We start from the raw sequence: 18,876 nt of genomic DNA, 5'->3' as shown, positions 1-18,876 counted from the left end.
GTGAATCCTCCGACGGTCACCATCGCCCCCGACGAGCCCGCGCAGCTCCGCGCGCGGCTCGATGCGCTGGGCCTGGACGGCATCTTCGACGTACACATCCACTTCCTGCCCGCGCGGATGCTCGACAAGGTGTGGGCCTACTTCGATGCGGTCGGGCCGTTGACCGGCCAGCCGTGGCCGATCGCCTATCGGCACTCCGAGGAGGAGCGGCTCCGGGTGCTGCGGGATCTCGGCGTACGTCACTTCTCGGCGCTCACCTATCCGCACAAGCCGGGCATGGCGGCCTGGCTGAACCAGTGGGGTGCGGAGTTCGCGGCGGACAAGCCGGACTGTCTCCAGTCGGCGACGTTCTACCCGGAGCCGGGTGCGGGCGACTATGTCCGCGAGGCCGTCGAGGCGGGTGCGCGGATCTTCAAGGCTCACGTCCAGGTCGGCGACTACGACCCCAACTCACCGCTGCTCGACCCGGTCTGGGAGGTGCTCTCGCAGTCGCGTACGCCGCTGGTGATCCACTCCGGGCACGGGCCCGCTCCGGGGCGGTTCACCGGGCCGACCGGCATGGAGGCATTGCTCGGGCGCTATCCGGACCTGGTGCTGATCGTCGCTCACATGGGGCTGCCGGACTACTCGCGCTTCCTCGACCTGGTCGAGAAGTACGACGGGGTGCACCTGGACACGACCATGGCCTTCACCGCCTTCACCGAGGCGTCCACGCCCTTCCCGGCCGAGGAGCTGCCGCGGCTGAGGGCCCTGGGTGAGCGGGTGCTGTTCGGGAGCGACTTCCCGAACATCCCCTATCCCTATCTCGAGGCGGTCGACGGGGTCTTGGGCCTCGGTCTCGGGGACGAGTGGACGCGCGGGGTGCTCTACGAGAACGCCGCGCGGCTCTTCGGGCAGAAGCCCTAGGCAACCGCGGTCTCGTCGTAGCTGTCGGTGAGGAGCTGGACGATGTCGGGGACGCCGAGCGCGAGCCGGTTGAACCGTGGCGACTCGGCGGCGACTTCCAGGTGCTTGGCGAGCTCGACCTCGTCGCGGGCCCACGGGATCAGCCCGGCACGGTCCAGGTTGGCCGAGTTGGCGGCGCCGTGGCCGGAGATCGAGCGGTAGGTGATCACCGGGGTGCCCGAGGCCAGGGCCTCGAGCGAGGTGAAGCCGCCGGCGTTCTGGACGACGCAGTCGCTGGTCGCCATCAGGGCACGTACGTCGGTGCGCCAGCCGAGCGCCACGACCCCGGGGATCCGCTCCAGGCGGCGCTTGAGACACGGGTCGGTCGCGCAGAGGACCACCGGGGTCATGTCGCTGTGCTCGAGGATGTCGCGGGCGGTCTGCTCGAGCGCGCCGGCGCCCAGCGAGCCGCCGGTGACCAGCGCCCGCGGGCCTTCCAGCTGGAGGTCGGCCAGGGGGTCGGGGAAGACCTGCCCCGGCACGTACGCCGCCCCCGGCGGGACCAGCGGCTGGACCACGGCCGCGTTGCCGCCGAGCATGCGCGCCTCGCGTGCGGCGACCTCGTGGATGGCGAGGTTGAGGTCCATGCCGGGGTTGATCCACAGCGCCGGGACCGCGGCGTCGGTGAGGTAGGTGACCGCGGGCACGGCTAGCTGTCCGCTGGTGCGTAGGTGCCCGATGACCTGGGAGCAGAACGGGTGGGTCGAGATGACCAGGTCGGCGCCGCACATTGCCTCGGTGAGCTTGCGCGTGGAGAGACGGAGGAACTGGTTGAACGGCTTGTGGAGCGGGCGTCCCGGCATGACCAGACTCATCGTGGTGCCCCACGAGTCGGGGCTGACCTGGAGCTGCATCTTGTAGCCGACCTTCAGGCCGTGCCCGAGGCGCCAGGGCATCAGGTCGACGAAGTCGAAGATCTCGACGTCGCATCCGGCCTCCCCGAGTGCTCGTGAGATCTCCCGGGAGGCCGAGTTGTGGCCCGCGCCGTAGCTCGCGGAGATGATCGCCACGCGGGGAGCCGTGCCGGGCCGGATGTGAAGGAGGGGCCCGAGCCGCTCCGAGTCGATTGACATGCGCCGGATTCTGTACGCACGGTGTGACGTTGTGGTGAACGGGGGCACCCCGGCGCGTCACTCTTCACCGTCGGTTCGTCTCCCCGAACCTGCGGGCGTTCTATGGTTCATCCTGTGATCACCCCCCGGGCACTGCGCAGTCGAGCGCGGTCGGCGGTTGCCGAGCTGGGCGGTGGCCCCTCGGCGGTGGCGGCGGTGATGCGCAGCGTCGTTGCGGGGTTCGCGCAGGCGCGGGGGATGGTGCTCACCGATGGCGCCCTGGACGCCGCTGGGTTGCTGTCGTGCGCGGACGGTCCGGAACCGGATCATCTGCTGTCGAACTATCTGTTCCTGGATGGGGCCGCGATCGATGATCTGGTTCTGGAGGAGATCGGTTACGTCTACGAGGCGCTGCTCGAGGTTTCCTCGCGACGCGACAACGGCGCCCACTACACCCCGCCCGAGCTCGCCGACGAGGTCGTCGCCCACGCCCTGGCACCAGTCGCCTCTGCCGACGCGGCCGTGGTCGACATCGCCGCCGGGACTGGCGTCTTCCTCCTCGCCTCCGCCCGTTATCTGGCGTCCTCGTGCGAGCGGCCCGTGGCCGAGATCGTCACTCGCTGCCTCTACGGGGCCGACATCGACCCGGTCGCGGTCGACATCGCGAAGCTCTCCCTCTGGCTGCTCTGTGAGGACCCCTCGCTCCCGCTGACCTTCCTCGACGACCGGATCCTGTGCGGCAACTCGCTGGTCGGGCTCGTCGACGCGGGCGAGCTGCCTACCGGCGTGGATGACCCGAAGGCGTACGCCGATGCCATGGTCGCGGTCGCGCTGCCGCTGGGCGGGCGGCCGGGGAGAAGGCTGGACGAGGCGTACGCGGCGCTGGGCCGAAGCCGGCGCCTGCCCGTTCCCGCAGTCCGGCCGATCCACTGGGCGCTGGCTGCGCCCGAGGTGATGGCGCGCGGCGGCTTCGACGCGGTGGTCGGCAACCCGCCCTATCTCGGGGTGAAGCGGGTGCGGGACGCGATCGGCCAGGAGCTGCGCGACTACCTCGCGCACACCCTCGCCGCCGGCACGACGAGGCGGGCCGACTACATCATCTACTTCCTGCTCCGGGCCGCTGCGCTCAGTCGCGGCGAGATCGGGCTGATCACGACCGACTCGATCAGCGAGGGAGACACCGCGCGCTTCGGCCTCGGCACACTCCTGGACCGCGGCTGGCAGGTCGCCCGGGCGGAGCGTTCGGCCCCGTGGCCGACGGCGGGCGTGCGGTTCGCGAAGATCTGGCTCACCACCCGACCGCTCGACAGTGCGTGGCTCGACGGGCGCTCGGTCCCGGCGATCACCGGGACGCTCGAGGACGGCTTCTCGCTCCCGGAGCCGGCGCGGCTGGATCTCGACGTACCGCTGCCGCACGGCTATCAGGGCACGATCGTGCTCGGCCGCACGCTCGTCCTGACGCCGGCCGAGGCGGAGGCTCTCGGACGCGGTCCGCTCGGGCACAACGTACGGCCCTATCTGAGCGGCGAGGACCTGGTCACGCCGTGCGGCTCGACCGCTTCCCGCTTCGTGCTCGACGTCGGCAAGCTGGGTCTCGAGGAGCTCGCCGAGGACCGCGCGCTCGCACGTCTGGTGCGGTCGAAGGTGCGTGCCGAGCGCCGCCGCCAGTTCGTGAAGTACCCCCAGCTCAAGGAGCGCTGGTGGGGCTTCCTCAGCCCCGTCGACGAGCTCTACCGCGACGCCGCCGGGCTCTCGCACGTCATCGCGTTCAGCAAGCACAGCAAGCACCTGTGGCCCGTGCTGGTCGGTGCCGACCACGTCTTCTCCAACGGACTGGTCGTCTACCCGACGCAGGACGCGGCTGCGTACGCCTTCCTGGCCTCCGACCTCCACCGGGTCTGGGCGGTACGCGCCGGCGGCACCATGCTCAACACCGCCTACCGCTACAACCCCTCGCGCCTGCGCGCCACCTACCCGTTCCCCGCAGACCTCGGGCCGCTCCGCCCGGCCGGCGTCGCGCTCCTGGCCGCCCTGGACCGGGTCGGCGACGAGCGCCGCATCGGCATCACCGGCGTACTCAACCTCGCCGGCAACCCCGACACCCACGACCCAGCGACCACCGACCTCCGGCAGGCCATCGCCGACGTCAACCACGCGACCGCCCGCCTCCACGGCATCGACGAGTCCCTGGCCACGCCCGACCTGACCCCCTCCGGCTTCGGCCTCACCCCGACCCGCCAGCGAGCCCTCATGGCCGCCCTCGTCGACCAGAACCTCGCCCTAGCCGAGAAGGCACAAGCGCCGGCCGAGACCTGAGTTCTGGCGGCCGAGACTGTAGAAGTGGGCGACGAAACTAGAGTTTCGTCGCCCACAAGTGCGGATTCGGCCGCCACAACTGCGGTTTCGGCTAGACGGGGGTGGCGGGGCCGCCCTCGCCAGGGGCGGTGAAGTCGACGGTGCGCTTGGCGTTGGCGAGGGCGGTGACGGTGGCGGTGCCGATGGTCCCCTCCCGGTCGAAGACCTCGGCGGTGCCGACGGCGATGCCCTCGCGAGCGACGTGGTCGATGGTGGCGAGGCCGACCTCCATCCCGGCCGGTCGTCGGGCGAGGGCGAGCGAGATGTCGGTGTTGATCCACTCGACGCCGTTGCTGCCCCAGTTGGTGACCATCGAGGTGGCATCGGCGATCGAGGCCACGGTCTGGAACGGGGTCATCGGCTCGCCGGCGACGGTCGGTACGGCGACCTGCCAGGTGACGTGCCGCCCGGCGTTCTGGTGCTTGCCGAAGTCGTCGGACCAAGGGTTCTCGGAGACGAAGAAGGGTACGTGCGGCTCGGAGGTCGGCGGCGCGACCTCGAGCGGCGGGGGAGTGGCGCGGTCGGTCGCCGACCAGACGTCCCCGGCCGGGTTCTCGCCGGCGAGCAGGTAGGTGCAGGTCGCGCGGGCCACGACCCGCTCCTCGCCGTCGCCGGAGGTCTGGACCATCTCGGCGTCGAGCAGCGCGATGCGCGGGCCGTTGCGTACGACCCTCGTGCGGATCCTCGTCGGCACCATCCGCGCCGGTCGGAACAGGTCCACGTGATAGCGCGAGGGCACCAGTTCCGAGGCACGTCCGAGCTCCTCGATCTGGTCCTCGAGGCCGCGAGCGATCAGGCCGCTGGCGGCCACTCCGTGCATGTGGTCCTCGGCCCACATGCTGCGAGCCATCGGCGTAGGCTCGAAACCATCATCGGTGCGCCGGAAGAATGCGAGATCCATGCGGACATTCTAGAACGTGTCCTAACTTCGGATTCAGTTGTGAAAACCGGTAAAGAGTAACGGTTCCGTCATCAAAAGCGCTCCAAAACCACGTACCATCGCACCAAAGCAGCCCCCGATCGAAGAGGATGACGATGAGCACCACGCCTCCCTACCAGGTGACCGACCCCGCAACGGGAGAGGTGATCGAGACCTTCCCGTTCGCCACCGACGCCGAGGTGGAGGAGGCGATGGAGCGGTCCAAGAAGGCGTACGCAGCCTGGCGCTCGACCCCGATCGAGGAGCGTTCCGCGATCGTGAAGCGCGCCGCGGACCTCTTCACCGAGCGTGCCGCGGAGCTCGGGAAGATCATCCGCACCGAGATGGGCAAGAAGGCCTCCTCGGGTGCCGGCGAGGCCGAGTTCTCGGGTGAGATCACCGCCTACTACGCCGACCACGGCCCCGAGCTCCTCGCGGAGACCGACCTGCCCGGCCACGAGGGCAAGGCGGTCATCCAGCGTCTGCCGCTCGGCCCGGTCCTCGGCGTCATGCCGTGGAACTACCCCTACTACCAGGTCGCCCGCTTCGCCGCGCCCAACCTGGTCGCCGGCAACACCGTCATCCTCAAGCACGCCGAGAACTGCCCGCGCTCCTCGGCCGCGATCGCGAAGATCTTCGAGGACGCCGGCCTTCCCGAGGGCGTCTACCAGAACCTCTACGCCACCCACGAGCAGATCGCCACGATGATCGCCGACCCGCGCGTCCGCGCGGTCTCCCTGACCGGCTCCGAGCGCGCCGGCACGGCCGTCGCCGAGGCCGCCGGCCGCCACCTGAAGAAGGTCGTCCTCGAGCTCGGCGGCTCCGACCCCTACATCATCCTCGACTCCGACGACATCGATGAGGCCGCCGAGACCGCTTGGGCGACCCGGATGGAGAACGTCGGCCAGGTGTGCAACGGCAACAAGCGGATGATCGTGAACGAGGGCGTCTACGACGACTTCGTCGCGGCCCTCACCAAGCGCGCCGCGGCGATGAAGCCGCTCGAGGGCGAGGACGGCGACGACACCGCCTACTCCCCGCTGGTGGCCCGTAAGGCCGCCGAGGCTCTGCGCGACCAGATCGAGGACGCGGTCTCCAAGGGCGCCACGCTCCACGCCGGCGGCGAGATCTCCGAGGGCCCCGACGCCTTCTTCGCCCCCGCGGTCCTCACCGGTGTCACGCCGGAGATGCGCGCCTACACCGAGGAGCTCTTCGGCCCCGTCGCCGTCGTCTACAAGGTGACCACCGACGAGGAGGCCGTCGAGCTTGCCAACGCGGTGGAGTACGGCCTCGGCGGCGCCGTCTTCTCGACCGACGAGGAGCGCGCGATCGCCGTCGCCCAGCAGCTCGAGGTCGGCATGGCCAACGTCAACACGCCGGCCGGCGAGGGCGCCGACGTCCCCTTCGGCGGCACCAAGCGCTCCGGCTTCGGTCGCGAGCTCGGCCCGCTCGGGATCGACGAGTTCCTCAACAAGCGTCTGTTCTACGTCGAGCGCTGAGCAGACCCGAGCAGTCGCGCCGGATTCTGAGAGAATCCTGGGCGTGGCTGAGAAGGTGACCTTCAAGAGTACGTCCGGACCCATGCTGGCCGGTCTGATCGACCTGCCCGAGGGTGAGGTGCGTGGCTGGGGCGTGTTCAGTCACGGCTTCACCCTCGGGAAGGACTCTCCGGCCGCCGCGCGGATCTGCAAGCAGCTCGCCGCCGAGGGCGTCGGGATGCTGCGCTTCGACAACCTCGGGCTCGGCGACTCCGAGGGCGACTGGGGCGACGGCTCCTTCACCCACAAGGTCGCCGACACCGTCGAGGCGACCCGGTTCATGGCCGAGCGCGGCACCCCGGCCGAGCTGCTCGTCGGACACTCCTTCGGCGGCGCAGCGGTCCTCGCTGCGGCCGCTGACGGGGTCGGCGTCGATGCCGTCGCCACTGTCGCGGCTCCGTTCCAGCCGGCGCACGTCGAGCACAACTACGACGCGGTGCTCTCCCGGGTGCTGGAGGAAGGCGAGTCGCCGTGGATGGCGGGCGGCAAGTCGCTGACCCTTCGCAAGGCCTTCGTCCATGACGTACGCCGCGCCGACCTGCGCCAGAAGATCATGCAGCTCAAGAAGCCGCTCCTGGTGATGCACAGCCCGACCGACACCACGGTCGGCATCGAGAACGCCTCCGACATCTTCAACACCGCCCGCCACCCGCGCTCCTTCGTGGCACTGGAGGGCTCCGACCACCTCCTCACGAAGAGGGGTCAGGCCCAGCGCGCCGCCCGGATCATCTCGGCCTGGGCGGATCAGTACCTGATCGACTGAGTCGCAGAGCCGTCGCCGGGCCGCGCTCGGATAGGTTCGGGCCATCAGACGGTGGCACGGCCGTCGAGCGACGCGGAGGGCAGATGATCAAGAAGCCGAAGTTCCCGGTCAAGGAGCTGATCAAGGCAGGACCGGCGGCACCACAGGTGCTGGTCGGCCACCTGGTTGCCACCCAGGGCCCGGAGATCGCCAGGAGGGTGGCCGAGGACCGGGCCGAGCCCGGCTTCGACATCGAGGCGTACGTCGACGATCTGGTCCGCAAGCACCGCTGGTTCGCTCGCCTGCAGGGTGCCGGCGGCGGCGCGATGATCGCGGTCGCCGAGGTGCCGGCCGTCATCGGCGGCCCGGGTGCGGTCATGGCCGCGGCCGGAACGGCGATCCTCGGGGACCTGATCGCGCTGGCGTGGATCGAGCAGCGCCTGGTGATGCACATCGCCGCTGCGTACGGACACAATCTGGAGGATCCGGCCCGGATCAACGAGTTCCTCAGGCTGGCCGGCGTGGATCTGCTCTTCGACGGCGGCGGCAGCGCGGCGGGCACCGCAGGCAGCCGGTTCGGCGTCCGCGCCGCCTCCCGCTGGGCGACGAACAAGACCGTCGAGGCCACCAGGTCGATGGCGCACCTCGTCGGTGCCCGGGTCGCCCGGCGTGTCGTCCTGCGCGGGATCCCGGTGCTCAACATTCCGCTCGGTGTGGTGCTGTCGGACGTCGCCACCAAGCGTCTGGGACGGCGCGCCCGCGAGTTCTACAGGGCTCGTCCGAGGTCTGTCTGACCCATGTGTTTGATCAATTGACAGAAAACGCGGAACGAGACTTCCGCTAACGGGTGTGGGTGGGGTTACACTCGCTGCAAGCGCCCGGCTCGTGGACGTTCGTCGTGGGGACCGAACGAGTCACTGGCCCGGTCGATGAGGCGCCGATCGCGCGTATCCGCTGTTTGGACGCGGTCGTCAGTCGTCTGCCATCGATCTGCGTGAGCCCTGGGAGGGCGACCGGCCGATGAGGGTCGGCATTTGGACATGCCACTCACCCGTGCGTGGCCCCAAGGAGGATTCAGTTGGCTCAGGGAGCCGCTACCCGGCGCAACAACCGGTCAGGCCGTTCGCGTAGCAACGGCAATGCCGGCAAGTCCGGGCAGAACGGTCGCCGCAAGGGCGTCCACAAGGACAACGAGGGCATCATCCCGGTGCTCGCTCAGGTCGTCCGCGAGGTGGAGTCGGCCGTGCAGCGCCGCTCGGCCATGCCCGACGTTCGGACCAAGTTCCAGGTCGTCGCGCTCCTCGCCCGAGACGAGCGCCACCGCGTGCTCGAGGACGAGACCCTCAACGAGGGCCGCCGCGCCGAGCAGCTCAAGCGTCTGGACGGGATCGCCACGATCCTCGCCAAGACCGCGACCATGGACTCGCGTCTGTTCGAGCTCCTCGCCGAGGACGCCGAGATCTCCGACGCCGCCGTCGACCTCAAGCACGAGCTGATGGCCCGTGGTGGAGTCGACGTGCCGGAGGACGAGGAGGAGGACGAGGACGAGACGCCCGCCGTCGTGGTACCCGACAAGCGCGTGGTCCCGACGAGCGTCGTCCAGCGCCAGCTCTCCAACCCGTTCCTGGCGCCCGACTTCACCAACGCCCGCCCGCCGGTGCACGCCCGCCGCCTGTCCGGCTGGGAGCTCCTCGGGCCGCTGTTCCGAAGCTTCGAGTACGCCGACTCCGGCCCCTCCTGCATGCCGCTCCCCGAGCCGCCCGCCTACGGCCCCGGCCACATCGACGCGCCCGGCACCCGCGAGCTCATGCACCACCAGGCCCAGCTGGTCGCCTCGGCAGCCGAGGGCCACCGCTCCTACCTCCTGGCCGACGAGCCCGGCCTCGGCAAGACCGCGCAGGCGCTGCTCGCCGCCGAGGCAGCCGACGCCTACCCGCTGCTCGTCGTCGTGCCCAACGTCGTCAAGGCCAACTGGGCGCGCGAGGTCAACCTCTGGACGCCGTCCAAGAAGGCGACCGTCGTGCACGGCAACGGTGAGGACATCGACGGCTTCGCCGACATCATCGTGGTCAACTACGAGATCCTCGACCGCCACGTCGGCTGGCTCGGCGAGTTCGGCTTCAAGGGCATGGTCGTCGACGAGGCCCACTTCATCAAGAACAAGTCCTCCCAGCGCTCCCAGCACGTGCTGGCCCTCTCGGAGAAGATCCGGCAGCGTACGGCCAACCCGCTGCTGATGGCGCTGACCGGCACCCCGCTGATCAACGACATCGAGGACTTCCGGGCGATCTGGCAGTTCCTCGGCTGGATCGACGACGTCAAGCCGCTCAACGGCCTTCTCGAGGGGCTCGAGGAGACCGGGCTGACCCCCCAGGACAACAGCTTCTACGGCGCCGCCCGCCGCGTCGTCGTCAACCAGGGCATCGTGCGCCGCCGCAAGATCGACGTCGCCAGCGACATCCCGGCGCGCCGCGTGGCCGACCTGCCGGTCGAGCTCGACGACGCCGAGGGCCGCTCGATCCGGGCCGCCGAGGCCGAGCTGGCCAAGCGGATGATGCAGCGCTACGACACCGCGATCGAGACGCGGGTGACCGGCGCCAAGCCGGCCCCTGGCGAGCTCGACCTCGAGCTGATCCGCCGCGTCGCCACCTGGGAGCGCGAGGACCAGGACGCCTCCACCGGCGAGAACGTCTTCGGCATGATGCGCCGCATCGGTCGCGCGAAGGCCTCGCTGGCCGCCGACTATGCCGCCCAGCTGGCGCGCAACGTCGGCAAGGTCGTCTTCTTCGCCAAGCACATCGAGGTCATGGACGCCGCGCAGAAGCTCTTCGAGGAGCGCGGCATCCGCTACTCCACGATCCGCGGCGACCAGACCTCGAAGGCGCGCGAGAAGGCCATCGACGAGTTCATGAACGACCCCGAGGTCAAGGTCATCGTCTGCTCGCTGACCGCCGCCGGTGTCGGCATCAACCTGCAGGCCGCCTCCAACCTGATCCTGGCCGAGCTCTCCTGGACCGACGCCGAGCAGACCCAGGCGATCGACCGTGTTCACCGCATCGGTCAGACCGAGCCGGTCACCGCCTGGCGCATCATCGCCTCGCAGACCATCGACACCCGGATCGCCGAGCTGATCGACTCCAAGGCCGGCCTCGCGGCTCGTGCCCTGGACGGCTCCGACGAGGAGGTCACCGACTCCGCCGACGTGCAGCTCGAGGCCCTGGTCTCGCTGCTCACCGACGCCCTCCGCAAGCGCGAGTCCGGCCGCCGCGGCCGGCGCGCCGCCTGACACCGACCCGGGACTCGTCCTGGCCCATCCGGGCCTCATCTCAGGGTGAATCCTGAGGTGAGGCCTGGGTGGTGCGGCGTACGCTGGACCACATGTTCTGGATTATCTTGCTGGTCATCGCAGCGGCTGTCGGTGGATACGTGTTCCGAGTGCCGATCGTCGCCAAGCTGACCGGTCAGCCACGCAGCCGCATCGAGCGGCAGATCGGGCCGAAGGCCAAGCGCCTTCCCTGATTCCACGAGGAATTCGCACGGGGAATCCTCAGTGGTGCACGTGCGTTGAGACGTACGTGCCCGCCGATCCGGCGCGCACCAACCCCAGACCGGAAGCGAGAGCCCCATGCCCACCGTCGAGCTCGGCGCAGAGAACTTCGAGAGCACCGTCAGCGACAACGAGATCGTCCTCGTCGACTTCTGGGCGTCCTGGTGCGGCCCGTGCCGCCAGTTCGGCCCGATCTATGACGCTGCCTCCGCAGAGCACCCCGAGATCGTCTTCGGGAAGGTCGACACCGAGGCCGAGCAGGCGCTCGCCGGTGCCGCCAACATCACCTCGATCCCGACGCTGATGGCCTTCAAGAAGGGCAACCTCGTCTTCTCCCAGCCCGGTGCGCTCCCCGCGCCCGCGCTCAAGCAGGTCATCGACGCCGTCGTCGAGCTCGACATCGACAAGGCGCTCGCCGAGCAGTCCTCGAAGGAGTCCGGCGAGTAAGACTCGTCGGTGCTCGGGGACTCGGATCAGGTTTGATAGCGCTGTGACCGAAGACGCCCACGACGAGCTCCTGCGCCTGCGCGGCAGCATCGACAACCTCGACGCCGCCCTTGTCCACCTTCTCGCCGAGCGCTTCAAGTGCACCGAGCAGGTCGGCCGGCTGAAGGCGCGCGCGGGCTTCCCGCCGGCCGATCCCAGCCGCGAGGCGGTCCAGATCGAGCGACTCCGCCGGCTCTCCGACGACGCCGGTCTCGACCCCGAGTTCGCCGAGAAGATCCTCAACGTGATCATCGCCGAGGTGATCCGCAACCACCGCCAGTTCGTCGAGGACTGAGCGGACCCGGCCTCAGCCGAGCACCCGGTCCAGCCAGGCGTTCCAGAACCGGCGGTCCGGGTCGAAGCGGCGTACGAGGTCCCTGAAGTCGTCCCAGCGCGGGAACTCGGCGCCGGGATCCTTGGTGGCGAAGAGCTTGCCCCAGTGCGGCCGAGTGCCCGCCGGAAGCCGCTGCTCAAGTTCGGGCAGGAGCTCGCGTACGCCGACGGGGTCAGCGTTCCAGGTGAAGTGCAGCGCCAACGTGTCGGTGCCGTAGGCGGGGGAGAGCCACAGCTCGTCGGCGGCGACGGCGCGGATCTCGCTCACCTGCAGGAGCGGCCGGACCCGGTCTGCGAGCGACCGGACGGCGTCGACCGCCTCCTGCGCGCGATCGAGCGGCACCAGGTATTCGCTCTGCAGCTCCGCACCGACGCTCGGCTGGAAGTCGAGCCGGAAGTGGGGCAGCCGCTCGTGCCACGGCCCCGGCACGCCGAGCTGCTCGGTGCACGGCGCCGGGTCGAGACCGGGGACGACGTGCCGCGGTCCCGTCGCAAGCACCGTCCCGGGGAGCTCCGGCGTCGTCGAGCGCGACTTCACCCAGACCCGGGCGACCGACCCGTCAGGCTCGTCGGCCCAACGCGTGAAGATCGACACCGAGTAGGCCGCACCGAGGATCTCGGTGAGGTGTTCTCGCAGGTCAGCGTAGGTAAGACCTTCGTGGACCGTCTGTGCGATCTGGTAGGTCGGCGAGGTCAGCAGCTCGAGATGGGTCACGATCCCGAGGGCGCCGATCCCGACTACGGCGCCGGCGAAGTCGGGCGAACCGGCTTCTAGACGCACCAGGTCGCCGCGGCCGTCGACGACCTCCAGCGCGGTCACGGAGTTGGCCAGCGAGCCGTTGCCGACCCCGGAGCCATGAGTGCCGGTCGCGACCGCACCGGCGACCGAGATGTGGGGGAGCGAGGCGAGGTTCGGCAGCGCCCGGCCGTGCTCCTGCAGCCAGGCGGCGAGTTCGCCGTAGCGCATCCCGCCGGGCACCCGGACCACGTCGCCGGCCAGGCTCGGCGAGCTCTCCAGGTCGAGCGAGACCAGCACGCCCGGTGTGTCCGCGAGATCGGTGAAGGAGTGCCGAGACCCCAGCGCGCGCAGCCGTGGCTCGCGCAGCACGAGGTCGCGTACGTCATCCACGGAACGTGGTCGCACCAGCTCGCGCGCGGTGTAGTCGTAGCTGCGGGCCCACGTCGATCCGGGAGCTTCGTGGGCAGAGGTCTCGGTGGGCATGGATCGGATCGTAGCCGGGATCCAGCTTCGGCGCCCGTCTTCAGAAAACGTTATCGACAACGATTGACAAAGTCGCGAGCCTCTCGCCATCCTGATCCCTGTCTGTGATGCCGATCACACTTAGTGCACTTGGAGGCACCGTGAAACTTCGTCACATCGTCGTGACCGTGACCGCCGCGGCGACCATCGCGGCCACCGCATCATCCGTGGCCCAGGCCGAGCCGCGTGGCTTCCGGCCCCCGTCCGACTCGCTCCGTTCCTACGCTTCCCAGATCGGGCTGCACCTAGGTGTCGCCGCCAACCCCGAGGTGCTCGCGGACGAGGAGCTCGCCGGCATAGCCGCGGACGAGTTCTCCAGCATCACTCCCGAGAACGAGATGAAGTGGGAGACCGTCGAGCCGACTCGCGGCACCTACGACTGGTCCGGCGCCGACGAGGTCGTCGAGTTCGCCCGCGCCCATGGTCAGAAGGTGCGCGGCCACACCCTGCTCTGGCACAACCAGAATCCCGCCTGGCTGACGGAGGGCGTCAACAACGGCACCATCAGCAACGACGAGCTGCGCGGGATCCTCAAGAAGCACATCACCGACGAGGTCGCCCACTTTCGCGGCAAGGTCTACCAGTGGGACGTCGCCAACGAGTTCTTCGCCGACTCCTGGAGCCCGAACCCGCTCCCCAATGGCATGAACGGCGACAACTTCTGGATCAAGCACCTCGGCACCGGGATCGTCGCCGACGCCTTCCGCTGGGCCCGTGCCGCCGACCCCAAGGCCAAGCTGTTCTACAACGACTACAACATCGCCGGTGAGGACGGGAACAGCGCCAAGTCGACCGCGGTCTACAACTGGGTCAAGGAGCTCCTCGCCCAGGGCGTACCCATCCACGGTGTCGGCAACCAGGGCCACCTCGACACCCAGTACGGCTTCTCCGGCGAGCGCTTCCGCGCCGACCTGCAGCGCTATGCCGACCTCGGTCTCGAGGTCGCGGTCACCGAGGCCGACGTACGCACCTTCGTCGACTCTGCCGAGACCCAGGTCCCCACGGACAACCTGGCGCTCTTCGCCCACCCCTACGAGTTCTCCCAGATGCTCCAGGCCTGCCTCGCCGTACGCGCCTGCACGTCGTTCACGGTCTGGGGCATCGACGACACCCACTCCTGGGTACCGGGCTGGTTCGAAGGGGAGGGCTACGCGCTGCTCTGGGATGTGAACCGGCAGCCCAAGGAGGCATACACGACCCTGAAGCAGGATCTCCGCCTCGCCCTGGGGGCACCACGCCGGCGCTGAGCCACAGCGATCCGTGGCGGCACCCGGGTGGCGGTGGTCTACTGGAGACCGAGCACACGGATCGAGCTGAGCGAGGGTAGATGAGCGAGTACGCAGCAGAGGCAGACCTCGAGGAGCAGGCGACCGACGTCGTGAAGAAGACCGTCGACGACGAGGCGCCTCTGGACGCCGAGGAGACGGTGACCTCGACGCCGGACGACGTCAACGAGGCCGACTACGCCGAGCAGAAGCTCGACGCAGTCGGCCCCGACGACGACTACGACTACTAGATCTCTCAGGAGTTCTGCGGGAACCCCAGGTTGATCCCGCCGTGCGACGGGTCGAGCCACCGGGTGGTGACAGCCTTCTCCCGGGTGAAGAAGTCCAGCCCCGCGGGGCCGTACGCCTTCGCGTTCCCGAACAGCGAGGCCTTCCAGCCACCGAAGGAGTGGTAGGCGACCGGCACCGGGATCGGCACGTTCACGCCGACCATCCCGACCTGCACCTCACGCTGGAACCGGCGGGCGGCGCCGCCGTCGTTGGTGAAGATCGCGGTGCCGTTGCCGAACTGACCGGAGTTGATCAGCTCGAGGCCCTCCTCGTAGCCGGAGACGCGGATGACCGAGAGCACCGGGCCGAAGATCTCCTCGGTGTAGACGGTCGACGTGGTCGGCACCCGGTCCACCAGGGTCGGCCCGACCCAGAACCCGTTGGGGTCGCCGTCCACCTCGATCCCTCGTCCGTCGACGACGACCTCGGCACCGTCGGCCGTGGCCACGTCGACGTAGCTCGCCACCTTGTCCCGATGGGCGCCGGTGATCAGCGGCCCCATGTCGGCGTCCCGGGTGCCGTCGCCGGTCTTCAACGTGGCCATCCGCGAGGTGATCTTCGAGATCAGGCTGTCGGCCACCGAGTCGACCGCGAGCACCACCGAGATCGCCATGCAGCGCTCGCCCGCCGACCCGAAGCCCGCGTTGACCGCCGAGTCGGCGACCAGGTCGAGGTCGGCGTCGGGCAGCACGAGCATGTGGTTCTTGGCGCCCCCGAGCGCCTGGACCCGCTTGCCGGCGGCGGTGCCGCGCTCGTAGACGTAGCGGGCGATCGGGGTGGAGCCGACGAAGGAGATCGAGGCGACGTCGGGGTTGTCGAGGAGCGCGTCGACCGCCTCCTTGTCGCCGTGCACGACGTTGTAGACGCCGTCGGGCAGCCCTGCCTCGGACCAGAGCTCCGCGATCCAGCTGGACGCGGTCGGGTCCTTCTCCGAGGGCTTGATCACGACCGCGTTGCCGGCCGCGATCGCGATCGGAAAGAACCACATCGGCACCATGGCGGGGAAGTTGAACGGGCTGATGATGCCCACCACGCCGAGCGGCTGCTTGAGCGTGGTCACGTCCACGCCGGAGGAGACCTGCTCGGAGACCGTGCCCTTGAGCAGGTGAGAGAGGCCGCAGGCGAACTCGACGACCTCGAGCCCGCGGGCGATCTCGCCGGCGGCGTCGGAGAGCACCTTGCCGTGCTCGGAGGTGAGGATCTCGGCGAGCTCGCCCTTGCGGGCGTTGAGCAGCTCGCGGAACTTGAAGAGCACGGCCGTACGCCGGGTGAGCGAGGTCTCGCTCCACTCTTCGAACGCCTTCTTGGCCGCCGAGACGGCGGTGTCGACGTCGGCGGCCGAGGCGAAACGTACGCGCTTCTGGACGGTGCCGAGCGCGGGGTTGTAGACGTCGCCGAGACGGGTTCCGGTGCCGGGGTTGGTGGCCCCGCCGATCCAGTGGTCGAGGATGGGGAGATCGGTCATGTCATGCGTCCTTTGAAGAGCTGTTACAGCGAGCCGAGCACGTCGTCGTAGATCGAGATCGCCTGGGCGACCTCGTCGGGGGTGACGACGCACGGGGGCACCACGTGGATGCGGTTTTCCATGATGAACGGGATCAGATCGCGGGCGATGAGGTCGGACTTGATCCGGCCCATCGTCGCGGCCGGCAGCGGCTCCCGCGTCTTGCGGTCGGCGACGAGCTCGAGGGCCCAGAAGACTCCGGTGCCGCGCACCTCGCCGATCACGTCGTGCTTCTCGGCCAGCGAGGCGAGGCCTGGGGCGATGTGGTCGGTGCCGATGGTCGCGGCGTTGTCGACGATGCCCTCCTCGTTCATCGCCTCGATGGTCGCCACGATCGACGCCATCGCGAGCGGGTGGCCGGAGTAGGTGAGCCCGCCGGGGAAGACCTGGTCGTCGAAGGTCGCGGCGACCGGGTCGGAGATGATCACCCCACCGGCGGGTACGTAGCCGGAGTTGACCCCCTTGGCGAAGGTGATCAGGTCGGGAACGACGTCGTAGGCGTCCAGGGCCAGCCACTCGCCGGTGCGGCCGAAGCCGGCCATGACCTCGTCGAGGATGAGCATGATCCCGAACTCGTCGGCCAGCGCCCTGACCCCGGGGAGGTAGCCCGGCGGCGGGATCATGATCCCGGCGGTGCCGGGGATGGTCTCGAGGAGGATCGCCGCGATCGACGCCGGTCCCTCGGACTCGATGACCCGGCGCAGGTGCTGGAGGGCGCGCTCGGCCTCCTGCTCGGGCGTGGTCGCCCAGAACTCCGAGCGGTAGAGGTAGGGGCCGAAGAAGTGGACGTGACCCCTGGCGTACTCGTTCGGGATCCGTCGCCAGTCGCCCGTCGCGACGATCGCCGCCCCGGTGTTGCCGTGGTAGGAGCGGTAGGTCGAGAGGACCTTGTCGCGGCCGGTGTGGATGCGGGCCATCCGGATCGCGTTCTCGACCGCGTCGGCGCCGGCGTTGGTGAAGAAGACCTTGTTGAAGCCCACCGGCGCGATGTCGGTGATCCGCTCGGCCGCCTCGCCGCGCGTCAGGTTGGCCGTCGTCGGCGCGATCGTCGTCAGCGTCTCGGCCTGCTTCTTGATCGCCTCCACCACCCGCGGGTGCTGGTGGCCGATGTTGGTGTTGACCAGCTGGGAGGAGAAGTCGAGGTAGGTGTGCCCGGAGTCGTCCCACACCTTCGAGCCCAGACCGCCGGCGATGACGAGCGGTTTCAGCGACCCCTGGGCGGACCAGGAATGGAAGACGTGGGCACGGTCGAGGTCGTAGGCACGGGCGTCGCTGGCGCTGGTCAAGGCTGTCCCCTGGGGTGCGTGGATGGACATGGATCTGGCTTCTCACTCTACGCCGCAAACCGCGACGTAGCCGCCGAACCGGAATACCGATTACGACGGTATATCAGGTCGACGGCTACGTTTTCGTTACATTCTGGTGCCATAGACGACTGAATCAGGCGCCTCCGGCCGTCACCTCCACCTCGATGGGCTTGAAGTCGGTGCCCTTGGTGTCGACCTCATCGCCGAGCTCGTCGAGCGCCTTCTCGATGTACTCGTTGGAGTAGGCCGTCTCCGGCGGCGCCTTGGTGATCAGCTTCTCGCCCTTCTCGTTGGTCGCCGCGAGCGCGCCGTCGACGGTCTGCTTCCAGGCGGCCTCGTCGATGACCCCGACCCCGTTCTCGGCAGGCCAGATGAGCTTGTTGGTCTCGTTGAGCATCCACAGCTCGTGCGAAGGCCCCCAGGTCGACTCGTGCTCGGCCATCGTCGGGGCCACCTCCTCGGCGTTGTCGCGGGCGTAGGCCCAGCCCTTGACGACCGCCTTGAGGAACTTGACGGTCGTCTCCTCGTAGTCCGCGTCCGAGGACAGCCGTTCGGTGTCGGCCCACAGCGCGTCCTGGAGCATCGCGCCTTCGGTGTCCTCGTACGAGATGACGTTGAAGTCCGAGGGCTGGTAGAGCTTCCCCGTGTCGGGGTTCTCGGCCTCCAGCAGCTGGGCGTACTCGTTGTAGGTCATCGCCTGCGCCGCGTCGATGTCGCCCTGCAGGAACGCGTTCATGTTGAAGTCCTGGGTGACGATCGAGACGGACTTGGAGTCGAGTCCCTCCGCGGCCATCGCAGCGAAGATCTCCCACTCGTTGCCGAAGCCCCACGAACCGATCTTCTTGCCCTCGAAGTCCGCGACCGACTCGATGCCGGAGTCCGCCCAGGAGACCTGCAGTGTGCCCGAGCGCTGGAAGATCTGAGCGACGTTGGTCAGGTCGGCGCCGCCCTCGATCGAGCCCAGCACCTTCGGCACCCAGGCGACCGCGTAGTCGACGTCGCCGTTGGCCAGGGCGTCCTGCGGCACGATGTCGCCACCCGAGGGGATGATCTCGACGTCGAGCCCCTCGTCCTCGAAGAAGCCCTGGTCCACGGCCGCGTAGTAGCCGGCGAACTGTGCCTGCGGCAGCCACTGCAGCTGCAGCTTGACCTGGGTGAGGTCGCCGTCGCCATCACCCTCGCTGTCGGAGCCGCCGCATGCGGCGAGCCCCAAGGTCAGTGCCACGGCGGCCGCGGCAGCGAGTCCTTGTCGTACGAAACTGTTCATTTCTCCTCCGGTGGTCCAGCTTGTCGAGACCTCCGCGCGACACTGCGAGAAGGAGGCGGTACGC

Annotated in this window: 17 protein-coding genes; 11 read left to right on the top strand and 6 right to left on the bottom strand. The window is 69.1% G+C overall.

Features of this window, described 5'->3' with window-relative positions; translation table 11 throughout:
• Positions 1–906 carry an amidohydrolase family protein gene (locus AB0F44_RS22420; RefSeq protein ID WP_357358883.1) on the top strand — a complete coding sequence of 302 codons (906 nt, stop codon included), beginning with the start codon at positions 1–3 and terminating at the stop codon, positions 904–906.
• Here the strand turns inward: AB0F44_RS22420 and AB0F44_RS22415 are convergent.
• Positions 903–2,018 (bottom strand): glycosyltransferase, encoded by a 1,116-nt coding sequence (locus tag AB0F44_RS22415; protein WP_357358882.1) that lies wholly within the window; start codon positions 2,016–2,018, stop codon positions 903–905. The genes AB0F44_RS22420 and AB0F44_RS22415 overlap by 4 nt on opposite strands.
• Positions 2,019–2,132: 114 nt before the next feature.
• Between AB0F44_RS22415 and AB0F44_RS22410 the strand changes: the two genes are divergently transcribed.
• On the top strand, positions 2,133–4,313 hold the full coding sequence (locus AB0F44_RS22410) for a DNA methyltransferase (RefSeq protein ID WP_357358881.1): 2,181 nt from the start codon (positions 2,133–2,135) through the stop codon (positions 4,311–4,313).
• A gap of 91 nt (positions 4,314–4,404) precedes the next feature.
• On the opposite strand, the gene AB0F44_RS22405 is transcribed toward AB0F44_RS22410, so the two are convergent.
• Positions 4,405–5,253, bottom strand: a complete 849-nt coding sequence (locus tag AB0F44_RS22405) for an acyl-CoA thioesterase domain-containing protein (protein WP_357358880.1) — start codon at positions 5,251–5,253, stop codon at positions 4,405–4,407.
• A 134-nt stretch (positions 5,254–5,387) separates the two neighbouring features.
• On the opposite strand from AB0F44_RS22405, the gene AB0F44_RS22400 reads away from it, so the two are divergent.
• From AB0F44_RS22400 to AB0F44_RS22370, 7 genes are all read left to right on the top strand, one after another.
• Entirely contained in the window at positions 5,388–6,770 is a 1,383-nt protein-coding gene (locus AB0F44_RS22400) for an NAD-dependent succinate-semialdehyde dehydrogenase (protein ID WP_357358879.1), read from the top strand.
• A 43-nt stretch (positions 6,771–6,813) separates the two neighbouring features.
• Positions 6,814–7,572, top strand: a complete 759-nt coding sequence (locus AB0F44_RS22395; RefSeq protein ID WP_357358878.1) for an alpha/beta hydrolase — start codon at positions 6,814–6,816, stop codon at positions 7,570–7,572.
• A gap of 83 nt (positions 7,573–7,655) precedes the next feature.
• Positions 7,656–8,345 (top strand): hypothetical protein, encoded by a 690-nt coding sequence (locus AB0F44_RS22390; protein ID WP_357358877.1) that lies wholly within the window; start codon positions 7,656–7,658, stop codon positions 8,343–8,345.
• A gap of 284 nt (positions 8,346–8,629) precedes the next feature.
• A complete protein-coding gene (locus AB0F44_RS22385; RefSeq protein WP_357358876.1) occupies positions 8,630–10,837 on the top strand; it encodes a DEAD/DEAH box helicase in 2,208 nt (735 codons plus the stop codon).
• 92 nt (positions 10,838–10,929) lie between these two features.
• Positions 10,930–11,070, top strand: coding sequence for a hypothetical protein (locus tag AB0F44_RS22380; protein ID WP_350659602.1), 141 nt, complete (start codon positions 10,930–10,932; stop codon positions 11,068–11,070).
• A 106-nt stretch (positions 11,071–11,176) separates the two neighbouring features.
• Positions 11,177–11,545, top strand: a complete 369-nt coding sequence (trxA, locus tag AB0F44_RS22375) for a thioredoxin (RefSeq protein WP_357358875.1) — start codon at positions 11,177–11,179, stop codon at positions 11,543–11,545.
• Positions 11,546–11,588: 43 nt separating this feature from the next.
• A complete protein-coding gene (locus AB0F44_RS22370) occupies positions 11,589–11,879 on the top strand; it encodes a chorismate mutase (protein WP_201451241.1) in 291 nt (96 codons plus the stop codon).
• Positions 11,880–11,891: 12 nt separating this feature from the next.
• Here the strand turns inward: AB0F44_RS22370 and AB0F44_RS22365 are convergent, their stop codons facing one another.
• A complete protein-coding gene (locus AB0F44_RS22365) occupies positions 11,892–13,139 on the bottom strand; it encodes an FAD-binding protein (protein WP_357358874.1) in 1,248 nt (415 codons plus the stop codon).
• A 140-nt stretch (positions 13,140–13,279) separates the two neighbouring features.
• Between AB0F44_RS22365 and AB0F44_RS22360 the strand changes: the two genes are divergently transcribed.
• Entirely contained in the window at positions 13,280–14,425 is a 1,146-nt protein-coding gene (locus AB0F44_RS22360) for an endo-1,4-beta-xylanase (RefSeq protein ID WP_357358873.1), read from the top strand.
• A gap of 80 nt (positions 14,426–14,505) precedes the next feature.
• A complete protein-coding gene (locus AB0F44_RS22355) occupies positions 14,506–14,694 on the top strand; it encodes a hypothetical protein (RefSeq protein WP_350659606.1) in 189 nt (62 codons plus the stop codon).
• A gap of 5 nt (positions 14,695–14,699) precedes the next feature.
• Here AB0F44_RS22355 and AB0F44_RS22350 read toward each other — a convergent pair whose 3' ends face one another.
• The 3 genes from AB0F44_RS22350 to AB0F44_RS22340 all read right to left on the bottom strand — a co-directional run bounded on the left by AB0F44_RS22350 (position 14,700) and on the right by AB0F44_RS22340 (position 18,812).
• Positions 14,700–16,199: a CoA-acylating methylmalonate-semialdehyde dehydrogenase gene (locus AB0F44_RS22350; protein ID WP_357358872.1), complete on the bottom strand. Its 1,500-nt coding sequence runs from the start codon at positions 16,197–16,199 to the stop codon at positions 14,700–14,702.
• A 23-nt stretch (positions 16,200–16,222) separates the two neighbouring features.
• Positions 16,223–17,524, bottom strand: coding sequence for an aspartate aminotransferase family protein (locus tag AB0F44_RS22345; protein WP_357358871.1), 1,302 nt, complete (start codon positions 17,522–17,524; stop codon positions 16,223–16,225).
• A 154-nt stretch (positions 17,525–17,678) separates the two neighbouring features.
• Positions 17,679–18,812, bottom strand: a complete 1,134-nt coding sequence (locus AB0F44_RS22340) for an ABC transporter substrate-binding protein (RefSeq protein WP_357358870.1) — start codon at positions 18,810–18,812, stop codon at positions 17,679–17,681.
• Positions 18,813–18,876 lie beyond the last annotated feature (64 nt).

It is taken from the genome of Nocardioides sp. NPDC023903 (assembly GCF_040639295.1).
Classification (GTDB): domain Bacteria; phylum Actinomycetota; class Actinomycetes; order Propionibacteriales; family Nocardioidaceae; genus Nocardioides.
This window is presented reverse-complemented; position numbering and strand designations above follow the sequence as displayed.